The 17,075-nt window shown below is 46.0% G+C and carries 14 protein-coding genes; 6 read left to right on the top strand and 8 right to left on the bottom strand.

What is annotated here, in order from left to right; all coding sequences use genetic code 11:
* The first annotated feature begins 133 nt into the window (after positions 1-133).
* From oppB to P4S59_RS06885, 5 genes are read left to right on the top strand one after another with little or no spacing between them, the layout of a single operon-like run.
* Entirely contained in the window at positions 134-1,054 is a 921-nt protein-coding gene (oppB, locus tag P4S59_RS06905; RefSeq protein WP_005377838.1) for an oligopeptide ABC transporter permease OppB, read from the top strand.
* A gap of 9 nt (positions 1,055-1,063) precedes the next feature.
* On the top strand, positions 1,064-1,996 hold the full coding sequence (locus tag P4S59_RS06900) for an ABC transporter permease subunit (protein ID WP_005377839.1): 933 nt from the start codon (positions 1,064-1,066) through the stop codon (positions 1,994-1,996).
* Positions 1,997-2,006: 10 nt separating this feature from the next.
* Complete coding sequence (locus P4S59_RS06895) at positions 2,007-2,990, top strand: ABC transporter ATP-binding protein (RefSeq protein ID WP_337168135.1); 984 nt, start codon at positions 2,007-2,009, stop codon at positions 2,988-2,990.
* A 9-nt stretch (positions 2,991-2,999) separates the two neighbouring features.
* On the top strand, positions 3,000-3,992 hold the full coding sequence (locus tag P4S59_RS06890) for an ABC transporter ATP-binding protein (RefSeq protein ID WP_337168134.1): 993 nt from the start codon (positions 3,000-3,002) through the stop codon (positions 3,990-3,992).
* On the top strand, positions 3,992-5,788 hold the full coding sequence (locus tag P4S59_RS06885; protein ID WP_337168133.1) for an aminopeptidase P family protein: 1,797 nt from the start codon (positions 3,992-3,994) through the stop codon (positions 5,786-5,788). The genes P4S59_RS06890 and P4S59_RS06885 overlap by 1 nt, the downstream gene beginning before the upstream one ends.
* 159 nt (positions 5,789-5,947) lie before the next feature.
* On the opposite strand, the gene P4S59_RS06880 is transcribed toward P4S59_RS06885, so the two are convergent.
* The gene (locus tag P4S59_RS06880) at positions 5,948-8,392 is read right to left on the bottom strand and encodes a collagenase (RefSeq protein ID WP_337168132.1); all 2,445 of its coding nucleotides are present in this window, start codon (positions 8,390-8,392) and stop codon (positions 5,948-5,950) included.
* A gap of 302 nt (positions 8,393-8,694) precedes the next feature.
* Between P4S59_RS06880 and P4S59_RS06875 the strand changes: the two genes are divergently transcribed.
* Positions 8,695-9,129, top strand: coding sequence for a hypothetical protein (locus P4S59_RS06875; protein ID WP_256949758.1), 435 nt, complete (start codon positions 8,695-8,697; stop codon positions 9,127-9,129).
* A 120-nt stretch (positions 9,130-9,249) separates the two neighbouring features.
* On the opposite strand, the gene P4S59_RS06870 is transcribed toward P4S59_RS06875, so the two are convergent.
* The 7 genes from P4S59_RS06870 to P4S59_RS06840 form a co-directional block, all read right to left on the bottom strand.
* The gene (locus P4S59_RS06870; RefSeq protein WP_074191226.1) at positions 9,250-10,098 is read right to left on the bottom strand and encodes an ABC transporter permease; all 849 of its coding nucleotides are present in this window, start codon (positions 10,096-10,098) and stop codon (positions 9,250-9,252) included.
* Between the two features lie 2 nt (positions 10,099-10,100).
* The gene (locus tag P4S59_RS06865) at positions 10,101-11,381 is read right to left on the bottom strand and encodes an ABC transporter permease (RefSeq protein ID WP_337168131.1); all 1,281 of its coding nucleotides are present in this window, start codon (positions 11,379-11,381) and stop codon (positions 10,101-10,103) included.
* Positions 11,378-12,499: an ABC transporter ATP-binding protein gene (locus P4S59_RS06860; RefSeq protein ID WP_337168130.1), complete on the bottom strand. Its 1,122-nt coding sequence runs from the start codon at positions 12,497-12,499 to the stop codon at positions 11,378-11,380. The genes P4S59_RS06865 and P4S59_RS06860 overlap by 4 nt, the downstream gene beginning before the upstream one ends.
* 73 nt (positions 12,500-12,572) lie before the next feature.
* Positions 12,573-13,487, bottom strand: a complete 915-nt coding sequence (locus tag P4S59_RS06855) for a dihydrodipicolinate synthase family protein (protein ID WP_337168129.1) — start codon at positions 13,485-13,487, stop codon at positions 12,573-12,575.
* Between the two features lie 56 nt (positions 13,488-13,543).
* Positions 13,544-14,518: an ornithine cyclodeaminase family protein gene (locus P4S59_RS06850; RefSeq protein ID WP_337168638.1), complete on the bottom strand. Its 975-nt coding sequence runs from the start codon at positions 14,516-14,518 to the stop codon at positions 13,544-13,546.
* 87 nt (positions 14,519-14,605) lie between these two features.
* The gene (locus P4S59_RS06845; RefSeq protein ID WP_005393504.1) at positions 14,606-15,679 is read right to left on the bottom strand and encodes a polyamine ABC transporter substrate-binding protein; all 1,074 of its coding nucleotides are present in this window, start codon (positions 15,677-15,679) and stop codon (positions 14,606-14,608) included.
* A gap of 123 nt (positions 15,680-15,802) precedes the next feature.
* On the bottom strand, positions 15,803-17,059 hold the full coding sequence (locus P4S59_RS06840) for an NAD(P)/FAD-dependent oxidoreductase (RefSeq protein WP_337168128.1): 1,257 nt from the start codon (positions 17,057-17,059) through the stop codon (positions 15,803-15,805).
* Positions 17,060-17,075: the final 16 nt, after the last annotated feature.

The raw sequence follows: 17,075 nt of genomic DNA, 5'->3' as shown, positions 1-17,075 counted from the left end.
CGGTCTGAGTCGGCAAGTTCAATGTTTACTTGCCGTTCCTCATATCTCTCGGTGGAGAAGGCAACCTGAGCTCAGACCATTTTTTATTCATAACCGTTCGAAGTGATTTCGGATGACCAAAGGATGATGGATCATGATTTGGTACATTGTTAAGCGATTAGCTATCGCTATCCCCACGCTTCTATTCATCGCACTCGTATCATTTTGGCTGATGCACATTGCACCAGGGGGGCCATTTGATATGGAACGGCCTATGCCAGAGGTGGTACGTGCGAATATCGAAGCAAAATTCCATTTGGACCAGCCCTTCCTTACTCAGTTTTGGATTTACATTGGTAATTTCATACAAGGAGATCTCGGTCCGAGCTTCGTTTATCAAGACTTCAGTGTTACACAGCTCGTCGCACAATCATGGCCAGTTTCAGCAGTATTAGGCGTACTCTCCTTTTGTATTTCCGTTCCACTTGGCATGTTGCTTGGCACCATTGCGGCATTGAACCGAAATAGCCGTCTAGATTACGGCCTGATGACACTTTCGATGACTGGAGTTGTGGTTCCGGCTTTCGTGCTTGCTCCAGTTTTAGTCATGATCTTCGCTATTCAGCTCGGCTGGTTCCCTGCTGGTGGTTGGGAAGGAGGAAAGCTGGCTTTTCTTGTTCTTCCCGTGCTCAGCCTGGCGATTGGCTCCATTGCGAGTATTGCACGCGTCATGCGTGGCGCAATGATTGAAACGCTCAACCAACCATACATTCGAACGGCAAAAGCCAAAGGTTTGTCCACAACCTACATTTTATTCCATCACGCTTTGCGACCATCCCTGATTCCCGTCGTTGCGATGCTCGGCCCTGCGTTTGTGTCTGTTGTGACAGGCTCGGTGATTATCGACATTTTCTTTGGTACAGGTGGCATGGGACAACACTTTGTATCTGGGGCTCTCAACCGCGACTACGGCCTAGTAATGGGCATTACTCTGATTGTCGCTTCACTCACTATCTTCTTTAACCTTGTGGTCGACTTGCTATATACGATTATCGACCCTCGTATACGCGTTTAGGAGTCCGGCATGTTAACGATCAAAAAACTGGATACACAAGCTCTTCAAGATCAAGTCGTCGACAATATTGAAGCCGTCGAAGGTCGCAGTCTTTGGCAGGATGCATGGACTCGATTTCGTAAAAACAGAGCCGCGATGACATCAGTGTATGTTTTGGCGTTCATTACCTTATGCATCACCTTCGGCCCCTCTCTTGCCGCTTTTGGCCATGATGAAATTGACTGGGAAGTGCTCATTGATCCATACGAGCTAGGGAAACCTTCACTGAGCAGTGGCCATTACTTTGGTACCGATGATCTCGGGCAAGATGTCTTTGCTCGCACGATGCAAGGCGGCAGGCTCTCTATTTTGGTAGGTTTTGTTGGCGCCTTAGTGGCCGTTGTTATTGGTACGATTTGGGGAAGTATTTCCGGCTATCTTGGCGGCGTTGTCGACAGCGTAATGATGCGCATTATTGAGGTGCTCGATTCGGTGCCATTTATGTTTATGGTTATCCTGTTCGTTACCCTTTTTGGCAATAACATCTATCTGATTTTTATCGTGATCGGAATGGTATCTTGGTTGGGCATTGCTCGTGTTGTACGTGGTGTCACCTTCGGTCTCAAAAAGCGAGAGTTCATCGAAGCCGCGCACTCTATTGGGGTTTCTAAATTGACAATTGTCCGACGCCACGTTCTGCCTAATGTGCTTGGGATCGTGATGGTTTATTCCTCCTTAATGGTGCCTGGATTCATTATGTTCGAATCGTTTTTAAGCTTCTTAGGGCTTGGTGTTCAACCACCAGATACAAGCTGGGGAATCCTAATCTCCGAAGGCGCAAAAACGATTGACGTTGCATTGTGGATGCTGCTTTTTCCCTCTCTGTTTTTAGTTGCCACCCTCTTTTGTTTTAACTTCATCGGCGATGGCTTGCGTGATGCTCTTGACCCGAAAGACCGATAAGGACAAACCCATGCTATCTATTGAAAACATGAACGTGCGCTTCGATACGCCAGATGGGCAAGTGCAAGCGGTCAGTAATCTCTCCTACTCGATTAAAGCAGGCGAAACTCTTGGGATTGTTGGAGAGTCAGGTTCGGGAAAAAGCCAGTCTGTCTTCGCGTTAATGGGGTTAACCGCGGATAACGGCGCTGTGTCTGGCAGCGCGATGTTCCACGATGATGATTTACTCGCGATGTCGAAAAAGCAGCTCAACCGCATCCGTGCAGAGAAAATCGGAATGATCTTTCAAGATCCGATGACGTCACTCAACCCATTTATGAAAATTGGCAAACAGCTTTGTGAAGTTCTCATGATTCATAAAGGAATGACCCGAAAACAAGCAAAAATTGAATCGATTCACATGTTGGATGCGGTGCGTATTCCCTCTCCCGAGACTCGGATGAATCAATACCCTCACGAATTATCTGGCGGAATGCGTCAGCGAATCATGATAGCGATGGCATTGTTGTGTAAGCCCGAGTTGTTAATTGCAGACGAACCAACTACCGCGCTGGATGTGACCGTTCAGGCTCAAATTTTGACGCTATTACGAGACTTACAACAAGAGTTCAACACCGCAATTTTACTGATCACTCACGATATGGGCGTCGTCGCCGAGATGTGTGATCGCGTATTGGTCATGTATGGTGGTCAGAAAATGGAGCAATCAGATACCTCGACATTGTTCGCTCAACCTGCGCACCCCTACACTCAAGGCTTGCTAAAGGCGATCCCTTCCATCACTGAAGACATGCCGCGTTTACCAACCATCCCAGGTAACCCACCAAGTGCGTTGATTAACCATCAAGGGTGTCCGTTTAGAGAGCGGTGCGAGCATCGAGAGACGCGTTGCCAATACGAAGCCCCACGGTTTTCCCCATTAAACACGAGCCAGTCCATTGCCTGTCACGTTAAAGCACCCAGTGTTATCACTCCTATTCAAATAAAAGCTTAAGGAGGCGTTATGAATGAAAAAGAAGTCCTCATGTCTGCTCGTGATTTAAACGTCCACTTTCCTGTGTCGCGTCACCTTATTCCAAGTCGACGTAAAATCGTGAAAGCGGTCAATGGTATCGACTTAGATGTTTATCGAGGCGAAACACTTGGCATTGTGGGGGAATCAGGCTGCGGAAAATCAACGCTTGCACGCGCCTTACTTCGCTTAATTGAACCTACACATGGCGAGTTGACTTGGAAAGGTCAAGACATGCTCGGGTTTAGTAAAAAAGAGCTTTCCTCTCGACGCAGAGAATTTCAGATGGTGTTTCAAGACCCATCCGCTTGTTTGAATCCGAGGTTAACCATCTCAGAATGCATCGCCGAACCACTGCTCACCCACGAGCCGCAACTTAAACGGGCAGAGGTAGAAAAGCGTGTCATCGCTATGATGGATAAAGTGGGTCTCTTGGCGAGCCAGCGAAACCGCTATCCACATGAATTTTCCGGAGGTCAATGCCAGCGTGTGGGCATTGCTAGAGCGTTAATTCTCAATCCAGATTTGGTCGTGTGTGATGAACCCGTTAGTGCGCTAGATGTCTCCATACAAGCTCAGGTCATCAATCTTCTAGATGATCTTAAACAAGAAATGGGGTTAACACTGGTAATGATTGCGCACGACTTAAGCGTGGTGCGCCACATCAGCGACCGCGTTATGGTGATGTATCTTGGTAAACCTATGGAAGTAGGACGTTACGATAAAGTATTTGATGATGCTCAACACCCCTACACCAAAGCACTGTTATCCGCCGTCCCGATAGCTAATCCGCAATTAGCACGTGACCGTGAAATACAACTATTGCCCGGTGATCTCCCGTCTCCACTTAATCCACCGAGCGGTTGCGTTTTTCGTACTCGATGTCCAGAAGCCACAGAAGTATGCGGGCAACAGAACCCAATAAAAACAGGCTCGGATCAGCATCATATCTATTGCTCAAATATGACTTTAGGAACCATTTAATGAACAATACTAACTCAGTAAACCAACGCCTTACATTATTGCGTGAGGCAATGTCTTTTCACAACGTGTCTGCATATATCGTGACCAACAATGACCCGCATAACAGCGAATACTCAGCGGATCATTGGTTAGCGCGAAGCTGGATTTCAGGTTTTACCGGCTCAGCAGGCGATGTCGTCATTACCCAACAAGGTGGTGGCCTGTGGACTGATGGTCGTTACTATATTCAAGCTGAAGAACAGTTACACGGCACAGGACTTGAACTGTTTAAAGCCAAACAACCAGAAACGCCGACAATTGCCAAATGGCTGGCTACCACGCTCCCAGAAAACAGTATTGTCGCGGTTGACGGGCGCGCCATCAGTTACGCTTTTTATCAAGGCCTCAAACAAGCCTTTGAAACGAAAAGCATTAAGATCATTCTCGACCTGGATTTACTCACACCGATTTGGCTTGAACGACCACCTCGCCCAAGTGCTCCCGTATTCGAGCACCCCACCGCTTTTGCTGGCGTTGACACAGAAAATAAGTTAGCGAGAATCCGTTCTTGGTTAACCGAGAACCAAGTAGATAGCTTATTAGTGTCAACGCTAGATGATGTCATGTGGACAATGAATATTCGAGGTGGTGATACGAATTACTGCCCAGTTTCTGAAGCCTATCTAATCGTAGAGCAATCACTTGCGACACTGTTTATTGATAAAGCCAAACTGCCTCAAGACGTTGAAAAGTCGTTGACCGAGCAAAGTGTACACATTCGCCATTACAACTACGTAAGTCAGTATTTGAATCAGCAATGTGAGGGATTATCGCTCGCTTTTAGCCCGACCCACACAGATAGCTTATTGGTGAGTTCGATTGAACGGAATGTGAATCTAAAGCCAATGGTTTGCCCTGTAACGGCAATGAAGGCCATAAAAAATGCGACCGAGCTAACTAGCCTAGAACAGACATTAACAGACGATGGTGTGGCAATCGTAAGGTTTATGAACTGGCTAGAAGAGCAAGTTCCAAGCGGACTCGTTACAGAATTATCTGCTGAGGCACAACTGAATCACTATCGCCGCCAAACCCGACATTATGTAAGTGACAGTTTCCGCACTATTGCAGGCTTCGCAGCTCACGGGGCAAAAATGCATTATGCCGCCGATGAAGAAAGCAATGCAGTAGTCAATGAAAGCAACTTCTTTCTCGTCGATTCTGGTGGTCAATACCTTGGCGGGACAACAGACATCACCCGTACTTTCCACTTCGGGTCACCGACCATTAAGCAGCGCAAAGATTATACCTTGGTGCTCAAAGCGGTCATCCGACTGACTCAGACTCGATTCATGAAAGGCTCTACGGGTGCCAATCTTGATATCATGGCGCGTGGCGTCTTATGGCAACATGGTATTGATTACAAGTGCGGTACTGGACACGGCGTGGGCATTTGCTTGAATGTTCACGAAGGCCCACAAAATTTCTCGCAAAGCCACCGCGAGGTTGAGCTAAAACCAGGTATGGTCATTACTAATGAACCAGGCGTTTATCGCGAAGGTGAGTACGGGGTAAGAATAGAGAACATTCTTAAAGTTGTAGAAGTAGAACAAAATGAGTTCGGCACGTTCTACGGTTTTGAGACCATCACTCTTGCTCCAATTGCGACCAACGCCCTTGATTTATCAATGCTAGATCAAGCAGAGCTAGACTGGCTCAATCATTACCATTCACGTGTCTATCAGGCGCTTAGCCCTTTTCTTGATGCGCAAGATAAAAACTGGCTGCAAAGCACAACCCAACTTATTGAGAAATAGGATATAAGCCAGTTTTATAACGTTTTCATTTTCATCTCAAACTCCTTGTTTGCCAGCCTTCGGGCTGGTTTTTTTATAGAGATAACGGCGTAAAAACAAAAACGCCCCGCGATGTTAGCGAGGCGCTCCACTTAGTTTAAATGACGTAGTTAAACTGCCCTACTGACGACACTTCTGAACATCAAAATCAACGACGATGGCAGCATTCTCAAAGTCACCAGAGACTTTAACGTAGCCCCAGTAGTTACTCTGATTTGACAACGTAATACACTCTCCATTACCAATATTATCTGACCATCCGTGAAGATTAGTATCATCCGGCCAACCAGAGTTACTGTATTCAAGCTTTAGGTTGCCCGTACCATTCCCCGTCGTTATCGCCAGGTTTGAGCTCTCATTCACCGCTGGCACGCTTAGCCAAATGGTTTGTTGATTTGCCAAGCAAACTGGCTCTCCTGCTGTTAAGCGCCCACCGCTTACTTTACTTTGCACCGCGCAGTCTTGTGGCAATGTGTCATTACCGCCCAACGCTGAGATAACAACAGTATGAGTGGCGGTTGCCGTCAAGCCTTCACTGTCTGTCACACTTAGGCTGACCGAATACTCCCCTTCACCCCCATATTGGTGCGTCGGCTTGGTTTGTGTACTTGTCGAGCCATCACCGAAGTCCCATAAGACGCTGACGATCTTCCCGTTTGGGTCTGTACTGTTTTCACTGCTAAATGTAATGCTTTCACCGACTTTCCCCTTGTTGTTTGCGGTTATGACTGCATTAGGTGCACCATTTGAGACAAGGGCTTGCTGCCACTGCTCAAACTCACTTTGATATAAATTCGCCCATTGGGTGATCGTTGCTTTGTAATTGCTCCAATTCCCTTGGCGTGTTTCCACCAGCATTTGGTTTACGTCATCTTTATGATTTTCAAACATAAAACGTACAGCTAAGTACCCCCAACGATAAATTCGATCAACATCAAACCCATCATAAGTAGTCTCGAAAATCTCGCTTAAGGTATACGTCGAGCCGTCTAAAATCGTCTCAAGTGCTGCTTGGTTGTCATTTTCTTGAGCGACATACTCTGCAATGCCTTCACTCCACCACACTATTTTTTCAGTTGGATGACTAAACCCTCCATAGAGATCAAATCGACCATCTAAGTAATGCACGTATTCGTGCTCTAGGTTCCAGACAAAGTGATCCGCGTTCGCATAAGAGGCTTCATAAGCAATAAAGTTGGGAATATTCCCCGGCTGGGAAGGGTCGCCCTCCAAGTACATACCGCCATTGTCAGTACTAATATCGAAAATTGGCCCTGCGTACTTACCATAATCAGTGCTTGAATCGAAGATATTGACTTGGAGCTGAGTGTTGTAGTCATCTTTTACTGGCTGTTCACCAGTTTCTAATGACTGATGAAAGTAACCCTCTTCGTAGCCCATTTTAGAACATGCGGCCGCGTGTTGCTCTTGCGTCATATTCTGAGACAAAATTCGGATTGTCGGGCTACAAGTATAAGTTTGCGATAGCACCAAGCCTTTTAGCGCAGTTTCGAAATTACAAATTCCGAACTCACTACAATCTGCGTAATATGAGGCGGTGTCCGCCGCCGCAAGCCAAACCGCGTCACCCCGACCATACATTTCATACTGTTCAAAGATTCGACTCAGCTGACTCTTCACAACAGAACTCGCGTTACCCGTATACTTGGTCAGACGCCCGAGCTCTCGCCCCGCATTCGCGGCCATAAACTCATCTTCAGCACCGATTGATGACGCCCTTAGAGCAAAATCGCCTAAAGCTTTGGCAAGGTCTGTTTGGTTACCAATTATTTGCACAAATTGCTCGTTCCACTGCCCACCAAACAAAATAGTGAAAACACCGTTAACTGCATTGCGCATATACCAGTGCTGGGCGTATTGATCATTCCAACGTGTAAGCCACTGGGTCACTTGCGGTAAGTACGCGTGCTGCAAGCCCGCACTATCCATAGTGATGATGACCTCACTAAGCACTTTGCCGTGACGGTCGCTGTTCTCGTAGAAGTTTGCGTTGTTAACAAATGCATCCACTGATTCTTTCACCGCTGGGGTGACCCATTCAATAAATGAGATGTTGTCATTGTAAAACTCGGCGTAATAACCCGCACGTAAGTATAAGAACAGCGTTTCTAATTTATCGCTCCCGCCACCCGTATACCCCTTCGCCAACGTCGTAGTGTGCTTAGCGATGTTGTACATATGATCGGAGCTAAATACCGACTCCTGAACCCGACTTTCAGCAGAGAATAACTGGTTCACGCACGTCGCGCCCTGACTTAAAATTTCGCTGATCAATTGGTTACTGCTTTCGGTAACCAATGCCTCCAAATCACAAGCAGTGCTCGACTCATCAAGGCTTTCAAGTGACTGTACTCGAGTTGCCTTGGAGGGCTGAATAGGGAGAGTTGCGGTTGGTTGGTATTCAACTCGATTGGATTCAACACCGTGTGTATGAGCCGAATGTGCATGTTGCTCTGTAACTTGAGAAACTGGCTCGCTTAACGCAAATACGCCAGTGCTGGTTAATGTTGTCGCAATCGCGACACTCAAAGTCTTCAGTTCCATCTAATTTCTTCTATATTGAGTTTTCCTTAGATGCATTACGTCTTTTGCATCGCCACTGCCCTTATTACTGCAAGAGCATCTCCATATAATCTACTCGCAAGACAAGAAGAAACATTTTGTTAACAACTGGATGTGGCGGTATCAGTTTTTGGTACTCGAGTTGCCGTTGCACGAGCTTGCCAGAAATCGATTTGCTTTAGTAATATTGATCAACTAGTTGTTTATCTTTCCATTCAAATATCTTTTATTGCTCCTCACAAAAGCGATAAAATGGTTTCTTTTCTTTTTGCTAAACAACTCCTATGACCGACGCTGATATTGAGCTACAACACCTTTGGTTAGAAGTCCAAACCGAACGCTGGCAAAATCTGCCACGCTTTTTATTCAGTTACTACTGCTACAAGCACAACCTTGTCAGTAAAACCAACAAAGTTTGCTGGGAGACGGCACGTGCAAACCTGCCCGCTTCAACATCAATAAAAGAGCGAAAAAAGGCGGTGGTTGAACCGTTAGTCTCTGAGGAAACCGTCGTTGGGTTATTGAAAACCATCAGCAAAGATGGAGAAATGACGTTTGACGTGATGGTAACCACACTTAATACGTTTTTGCACTATGTTGTGATTAGCAAGGAAGAAAAAGCGCAACTTAAATCAAACATGCCAGCTAGTTGGTATCAGCAATCGAACAAGTCGCCTTTGGCACGTTTCGAGCAAGCTGGCATTAAACTACAAGAGTGATATGTCAGTCATCGCTGACGACAAACACAAAAGAAAAGCGCCTACAATAAGGCGCACTTGGTCAAAAATTGAGGTGCCCCTAAATAAAAGTGCATAGTGACCAACAAAGAAAAAGTCTGGTTATTCTTGAATGCCCCGAATGCGTACATTACGTCTACGTAAAACTTCTAATGTCACGAGCAAACACACCGACATAAAAATCAACAACGTAGCGACCGCCAATATGGTCGGACTAATTTGCTCTCGAATTCCTGACCACATCTGCCTCGGAACGGTTTTTTGTTCTGCCCCAGTCAGGAATAACGCCACCACAACCTCGTCGAACGAGGTGCCAAAGGCAAACAAGCCGCCAGAAATCATCCCCGGACGAATCAGCGGAAAGGTAATGTGTCTGAAAGTATAAACAGGGTTTGCTCCTAAGCTAGCCGCCGCTTTTACCAGGCTATGATCAAAGCCGCTTAAGGTCGCAGTAACGGTAATGACAACAAAAGGCGTACCTAACGCGGCGTGTGCCAAAATGATGCCTAGATAAGTTTGTGATAAGCCAAGGCGTGTGTAGAAAAAGTACATCGCAGCAGCAGAGATAATGACTGGTACGATCATAGGTGAGATCAACAGCGCCATAATGGTATTGCGAAAAGGCAAATTACTACTGGCTAAACCCAACGCCGCCAGAGTTCCTAGCCCTGTTGCAACGAGTGTCGCCATAAAAGCAATGAACGTGCTGTTTTTCAGCGCCAACAGCCACTGATCACTAGTAAACATTTCTTGATACCAGCGAGTAGAATACGCTGCCGAATCAAGGTTTAGCATCCCCTCGGTAAAAGTAAAGTAAGGCGTTGCATTAAACGATAACGGGATGATGGTCAGAATTGGAGCGATTAAAAAGAACAGCACCAACCCACAAAAAACTAAGTAACCTGCGTAAGCGACTCGCTCTACTTTTGATGCATAGTTTGGTAATGCCATGGTTATCCCCCTACCTTAAGGTTGTTAATGCCAACCACACGGTTGAACATATAAAACAGAACCAGTACAACGAACAAAAGCAGTCCACCCAATGCGCCAGCCATCCCCCAGTTCAGTGATGTCTGCATATGATAGGCAATCATATTGGATATCATCTGTCCGCTTCTTCCACCAACCAAAGCGGGCGTAATGTAGAAACCAATAGAAAGAATGAAAGTGAGCAAGGCCCCCGCCCCTATCCCCGGTAACGTAAGCGGCATATAAACTTTGATGAACGCAATGAAAGGCGTCGCGCCTAGAGAACGAGCGGCACGGAAATAAGTTGGGCTAATTCCTTTCATTACGCTATACAGAGGCAGGATCATAAACGGCAACAGAATGTGAACCATAGACACCACCGTTCCGAAGGTATTGTGAATCATCTGAATTCGCTCGGAAGTAAAACCCGACCAAATAAGGAGATCATTAATGACCCCTTGGTTTTGCAGCAGAACAATCCAAGACGTGGTTCTGACTAATAATGACGTCCAAAATGGCAGCAGCACAATGATTAAAAGTAAGTTCGCGCGCTTATCAGGTAAATTGGCAAGCAGGTAAGCAACGGGGTAGGCCATCACCAAACAAATTAAGGTGATTGAAATAGACATCCAAAAAGTTTTAAAGAAAAGGTCGACGTATATTTGGCGTTTTTCTGGTTGGGGCTCAATGTCTCCAAACTCATTCACTTGCCAGTCTAGAGCAGCAAGATAATGACTGAATGTTAATGCGCCACTAAGATTCTTAAACGCCGCCCAATATTTAGGATTAGCCCATCGCTTATCCAGCTTAGCCAGCTGTGTCACCGAGCTCGGCAGCGACGCCAAACGAGACAACTTTCTACCTGTTTTCATCAATAAGCTGCGCATACCAGACACTTCAATATTCATTCGGCTGGCTATTTTCGGTAGCTCTTTGCTTTGATAAAGCGCAAGTACTTCAACAGAGAATGCCTCAATGACTTCTTGATGAGGCTGACCTTGATAATCCCAACTTTCTAAGGCTTGAATAGTTTGTGGTAGTGACTGGGATATTTCTCGGTTATCCACGCTTCGATAAAGCATGTCGAGGATAGGAAAAGCAAACGTAAGCAGAATAAAACACACCAATGGCGTTGTGAGCATAATGGAGCGAAGCTTTTTTCGGCGCTCTGCCTTTTGCAACTGCGCTTTCAGATTGGTTTCTTGTTGATGAACTTGACGTTCGATTTCCAATACAGAATCTAATGCGGTTAGCTCTCGACTCATGCTGCTACCTCGCTACTTTGAGTTTGTGTCCCATCAAGAGCATGGCAATCCTCACTTTGCCAACCAATACGACAAATTGAGCCAGGCGTTAACTGCAAGTGTTTACGATTATCGTTAGGTACTTTAACGATGAAGTGACCAACGCTCTCTACTTCGACGACCAGACGATAATGATCACCGTGATAAATCAATTCTCGTAGGACGCCCGAGACTTGGTTCTCACAAGACGCTTTCTCTGGTTGAATAACAATCTTTTCTGGTCGAATGGAAAGTGTTGTCCTCTGCCCTTGCTCAGAGACTCTGACAGGTTTCGCAGTAAATAACTCTTTCCCAACGAGCACTTGGCAATACTTTCCGTTCCACTCATTGACTAAACCTGAGAGTTGGTTGTTTTCTCCAATAAACTGCGCAACAAACGTATTACTCGGAGATTCATAAAGCTCGGTTGGTGTCGCGAGTTGTTGCACTTCGCCATGATTAAAAACCGCAATACGGTCGGACATAGTGAGAGCTTCGTCTTGATCGTGCGTCACATACAAAATGGTGATGCCAAGCTTTTCATGCAAATGTTTAATTTCCATCTGCATTTGCTCACGCAACTGCTTATCTAATGCGCCAAGCGGTTCATCCATCAACACGAGTTTAGGCTCAAACACTAATGCTCGCGCTAGCGCAACACGTTGTTGTTGACCGCCTGATAACTGCTTTGGGTATCGAGTCGCAACATGCTCAAGCTCGACCATTCCTAATACACTCTGAACTTTGCTTTGAATCGTGTCGCTATCGAGTTTTCGCACCTTTAAAGGAAACGCAAGATTCTCAGCAATGGTCATATGTGGAAACAACGCATAGTTTTGAAACACCATACCGATATCGCGCTTGTGCGGCGCGAGATGATTAACAGGAACGCCATCAATATAAATGTCTCCACCGGTCGCAGTTTCAAAGCCCGCTAGCATCATCAAGCAAGTGGTCTTGCCCGATCCTGACGGCCCCAACATAGTAACAAACTCTCCAGGAGCAATATCTAAGTTGAAGTCTTTCACCACCAAATTCGTGCCATCGTAGGTTTTCTTAACGTGTTGAAAGCTGACATAGTCCTTGTTTTCCGTGCTCATGACTTCCCTCTTCTCATTTTTTGAATATTACGAATGAGTAGAGCGTCAGTTAACGCTCTACTAAACAGCACAACTACAGATTGTATTTGGATAGGTCTAAGCGGGTTTCTAACGCATGTTCAACCATTTGAATGACTTGTTGACGCTCTTCACCTTGTAAAAGTTGGCGTGGCGCACGAACTTGTTCAGATCCACGTCCGCAGACTTGCTCGGCCAGTTTAATGCACTGAACCAGCGTAGGAATGGTGTCTAAACGCAGTAGCGGTAAGAACCAACGGTAGATTTCTAACGCTTCAGCATAACGACCTTGGCTTGCCAGTTTATAAATCGCGACGGACTCTTCTGGAAATGCGTTGGTTAAACCAGAAATCCAGCCGGTCGCACCTAGCATCAATGATTCAAGAGCAATGTCATCAACACCACTGAACACGGTAAAGCGGTCATCAAATTTATTGTAAAGCTCGGTGATACGACGAGTATCAGTGGTCGACTCTTTGATAGCTACAACGCTTTCAAACTCAGCCAGTTTCGCCATGATATCGAGGTTTACATCGACACCATAAGCAACCGGGTTGTTGTAAATCATGATTGGCATTTCTGGCGTTGCTTCTGCTAGCGTGCGGTAATATTCGAACGTTTCGCTCTCAGACGTGCGGTAAACCATGGCAGGCATCACCATACAACCATCGATACCAATTTTGTACGCATCCTGCATGTAATCAACAGCTGCTGTAGTAATAGACTCTGCTGTACCAACAATCAAAGGCACACGGCCATTTACGACTTCTTTTGCCGCTTGCAAGACCTGGCGTTTCTCCTCCGGGTACAACGCGCAGTTCTCACCGACGGTACCCAAGCAGATAATGCCATTCACACCATCTTTAATTTGGTTATCTATAACAGTTTGCGTTGCGTCTAAGTCGATTGACTGATCTTGACGAAATTGCGTACTGACCGCCGGATAAACACCTTTCCAATCAATTTTCATGAACTACTTTCCTTATATGTATATTGTATGCAATTTAAATAAACGAGCAAAAATGCTCAGGCATGGCTATCTATGCCATTTTCTAACAACACCGCCTTTACAGCGGCCAAATCAGCCAAAGCACTGCCAACTGATTTGTATAAAGTAATGACCTCATCGTTTTGACGTCCTGAGATTTGTCGAGCGCAAAGCTGCGGTAATTCCCCTTTGATATCGTCTGACGTGAACACGCCCTCTTGAATTGGAATGAGAAGTTCGCCCGCTTCGGCTAATACATTAATGCGGCTATCGACATACACCTGCGCTCGTTGCACTGCTTTAGAGTCGCATTCGCGCTTGTCCAAGTCATGATTACCGACCAAATCAATATGGGTGCCCGGCTGCACGTCTGCGCCATCAAACAAAGGCTCTGCTGATGCGGTAATACAGCTGATGATGTCAACGTGTTTGATAACGTGGTCCACATTTTCTACAACTGAAACGCGAAACCGACGCTCATCAGGAAGCGACTGATACTCTGAAGATGACACAATGGCATCTACCGTCGCCTCGGCTTTGTCTGAGTTGCGCCCCCAAATGTAAACCTGCTTAAGTGGGCGAACCGCAGCGTATGCCCACGCAAAATAAGGCGCAAGATTGCCCGTTCCGCAGATCAACAGACGATCAGCATCGGGACGCGCTAAATAGTCCGCTGCCAGTGCAGAAGCTGCGGCGGTGCGCCAAAACGTTAAAACTTTACCGTCTACGAGTGCGATCGGCTCACCATCATTTCGTTTGAAAACAAGTAGCTTAGATGCAAGCGTATCTTTGCCTTGCTCAGGGTTATGCGGGAAATACGTAAAGGCTTTCACCGCAATCAACTCCTGGTTCCAAGCTGGAAGTAGCGCAAACGCCTCGTATTCTCCCTCTTCTAAGGGCATGACTCGGCGTTGAGGTATTGTCGCTGGCCGCGAGTACATTTCACGCATCGTTTCAATAAGAGACTCCATTGTTAAACATTGCGCGACTTGCTGTGCTTCGATGACTTTCATCATTTCTCCGAAAACATAAATACAGTTGAGGAAAAGTATGGAACCTCGCTTATGGATGAAAACTCGGCCCCATATATAAATTAACGCCTAGTTAAGCAGCCAGGTATTGAACTCTTCATTTAGTTCATCCGCGTAGTCTGACCACCATTCATCGTTAATCAGGAAGGCGGTTTGGAAGTTTTGAGGTGCGGTAGGAAGGTTCGCTAAAATGTCTGGGTTCACCTCCGCCGAAGACGACTTACGCGTAGGCCCATAAGCAACGTACTTAGCTTGATCAGCTAATGGTTTTGTTCCTGAAGAAAAAGCGATGAAGTCCAATGCAAGCTTTGTGTTCTCACTCCCTTTAGGTATCGCCCATCCATTCATGTAACCCATTTGACGGTCCCATATAATCCGAAATGGTTGACCTTCATCTTTACGGGCATTGTGAATTCGGCCGTTAAACGCCGAGGCGATCACCACTTCTTTGTCAGCAAGCATTTGAGGTGGCTGGGCACCTGTTGTCCACCACAGCACTTCTGATTTGATCGTATCCAACTTAGCAAACGCACGCTCACGCCCGGCTTCGGTTTCGAGCAGGCTGTAGACCTCTTCTGGTTTTACACCATCAGCCAATAGTGCCCACTCAAGATTGCCCTGAGGTTGTTTTTGCAATGCACGTCGACCTGGAAAAGTTTTTAGATCAAAAAGATCGGTCAACTTGCTTGGCAAAACCTTACCTTTAAACGCGTCTTCGTTCACCGCTAATACTGTGGACACCACGATGGTATTGATTGCGCACTCGTGAATCGCACCATCAATGAAATCCTCTTGCGCTGGTGTTCCATCTGCGCCCGGAGGCAAAATACTTGGGCTCACTGGTTCTAATAGCCCTTCTGCACAACCACGAACAATGTCCGGCTTGTCGAGAGAAACCAAATCCCAGCGCACGTTGTTCGCTTCCACCTGCGCTTTAATTTCGGCTAATCCGCCGCTGAAATCCTCGGATACGATCTCGACACCTGTTTTTTTAATGAAAGGCTTGTGATATGCCTCCACTTGGCTCTTGGTGAATGCACCACCCCAAGACACGACCGTCAATTTGTCTTCAGCATAAGCAGAGGTCCCCAACAGCATTCCTGAAATCAACAGCGCCAATGGTGCTTTGGTCATTCGTGACATGTTTTACTCCTTTTGGTTGTTTTTCTGGAGGCATCCGAGTACGGCTGTTGGATACCAGTTTTGTTAAAATTAAGTTAACACTAGCATTTAATATATTTTATACAATATTTAATATTAAATTTTTCAGGCAAATCGCTGTAGTGAAAAGGGTGAAAGATCAATCGATGTCGGCTTTCCTTCGATAAGCTCTAAAAGGAGATCTGCCGTAATCGCCGCTTGAGTTAATCCAAGGTGTTGGTGGCCAAATGCCAGTAATACATTTCCATCCCAAATGCTATCAATAACCGGTAACGAGTCGACTGTTGAAGGCCGATTACCCATCCACTTTTCTCCTTGCTTGAGTGGATGTAACCCCGATTCAAACATCTCATCACCTAACTGAAAAAGCATTTCTGAACGTTTCATATTGGGTGGTGACTCTACATCGGCATACTCAACAGTGCCTGCCAAGCGTAACCCACCTGCCATAGGAGTCATGATGAATTTTCTATCGGCAGAGCTAATAGGAAATGGCAATGCATCACGCTTGTCATCCACCATTAGGTGATAACCGCGCTCGGCTTGAATAGGCACTTTGACTCCGGTTAGTTGCCGTATCAAAGGCTTAGAATGTACACCAGCGGCAACAATGATTCGGTCAAATGAATGTGTTTGAGACTCAACCAACACATCACCATTTTTCGCCAACGCAGATACACCTTTTTGTAAAACCTTACCGCCAAGAACTTCAAAAGCTTCACTTAGCTCAACACAGAGCTGATAAGGGTCTAGCGTATGACCTGTATCGGGAAAAAAGACTCCGACACAAACCTTATTGCTGAGATCAGGTATCCGCTCTCGAATCTCCTCTTGTGTCCAAACTTGATACGTCACACCGTTTTTAACCAGTGAGTTAAGCGTGCTTTGATAATTCTGAAACAGTTTCTCGTTTTCAAAAGTGAGCAATGAACCATTCATTTTTATTAGATGTGCTTTTCCGATTGAATCAAGCACGTCACGCCAACTTGCCACTGACCGCTCGTTAAGACTCTTAATCGCGTTTTTTGCCCGCTTCGCGGCTGATGGCTTTGCTTGTAATAGAAAACGAATCATCCACCCGATTGTGTTTGGAATATCTTGCCAACGGATCGAAACCGGACTTTTGGGTTCTAGCAGCATTTTAGGTAATTGTGGAAGCAGTGCTGGCGTTGCAAGAGGGAAGATTTGCTCAGTCGCGATATGACCTGCATTTCCTTTAGAGCATCCATTCCCCACGCCATTGGGATCAAAAATCGTGACTTGATAACCTTGCTGCTGCAATTTCAATCCAATTGATAAGCCAATAATCCCCGCACCTATCACAGCGATCCTTTCCTTTTTAGTTTCATCCTTGACCAACATAAATATGCTCCGAGTC

The sequence above is a fragment of the Vibrio sp. M60_M70 genome, assembly GCF_037162085.1.
Taxonomy (GTDB): domain Bacteria; phylum Pseudomonadota; class Gammaproteobacteria; order Enterobacterales; family Vibrionaceae; genus Vibrio; species Vibrio diabolicus.
This window is presented reverse-complemented; position numbering and strand designations above follow the sequence as displayed.

Coding starts and splice junctions, on each gene's coding strand:
- P4S59_RS06865 (WP_337168131.1), bottom strand. CDS start 11,381: ATGAGTCGAGAGCTAACCGCATTAGATTCTGTATTGGAAATCGAACGT.
- P4S59_RS06875 (WP_256949758.1), top strand. CDS start 8,695: ATGACCGACGCTGATATTGAGCTACAACACCTTTGGTTAGAAGTCCAA.
- P4S59_RS06895 (WP_337168135.1), top strand. CDS start 2,007: ATGCTATCTATTGAAAACATGAACGTGCGCTTCGATACGCCAGATGGG.
- P4S59_RS06880 (WP_337168132.1), bottom strand. CDS start 8,392: ATGGAACTGAAGACTTTGAGTGTCGCGATTGCGACAACATTAACCAGC.
- P4S59_RS06870 (WP_074191226.1), bottom strand. CDS start 10,098: ATGGCATTACCAAACTATGCATCAAAAGTAGAGCGAGTCGCTTACGCA.
- P4S59_RS06855 (WP_337168129.1), bottom strand. CDS start 13,487: ATGAAAATTGATTGGAAAGGTGTTTATCCGGCGGTCAGTACGCAATTT.
- P4S59_RS06840 (WP_337168128.1), bottom strand. CDS start 17,059: ATGTTGGTCAAGGATGAAACTAAAAAGGAAAGGATCGCTGTGATAGGT.
- P4S59_RS06885 (WP_337168133.1), top strand. CDS start 3,992: ATGAACAATACTAACTCAGTAAACCAACGCCTTACATTATTGCGTGAG.
- oppB (WP_005377838.1), top strand. CDS start 134: ATGATTTGGTACATTGTTAAGCGATTAGCTATCGCTATCCCCACGCTT.
- P4S59_RS06860 (WP_337168130.1), bottom strand. CDS start 12,499: ATGAGCACGGAAAACAAGGACTATGTCAGCTTTCAACACGTTAAGAAA.
- P4S59_RS06890 (WP_337168134.1), top strand. CDS start 3,000: ATGAATGAAAAAGAAGTCCTCATGTCTGCTCGTGATTTAAACGTCCAC.
- P4S59_RS06845 (WP_005393504.1), bottom strand. CDS start 15,679: ATGTCACGAATGACCAAAGCACCATTGGCGCTGTTGATTTCAGGAATG.
- P4S59_RS06850 (WP_337168638.1), bottom strand. CDS start 14,518: ATGAAAGTCATCGAAGCACAGCAAGTCGCGCAATGTTTAACAATGGAG.
- P4S59_RS06900 (WP_005377839.1), top strand. CDS start 1,064: ATGTTAACGATCAAAAAACTGGATACACAAGCTCTTCAAGATCAAGTC.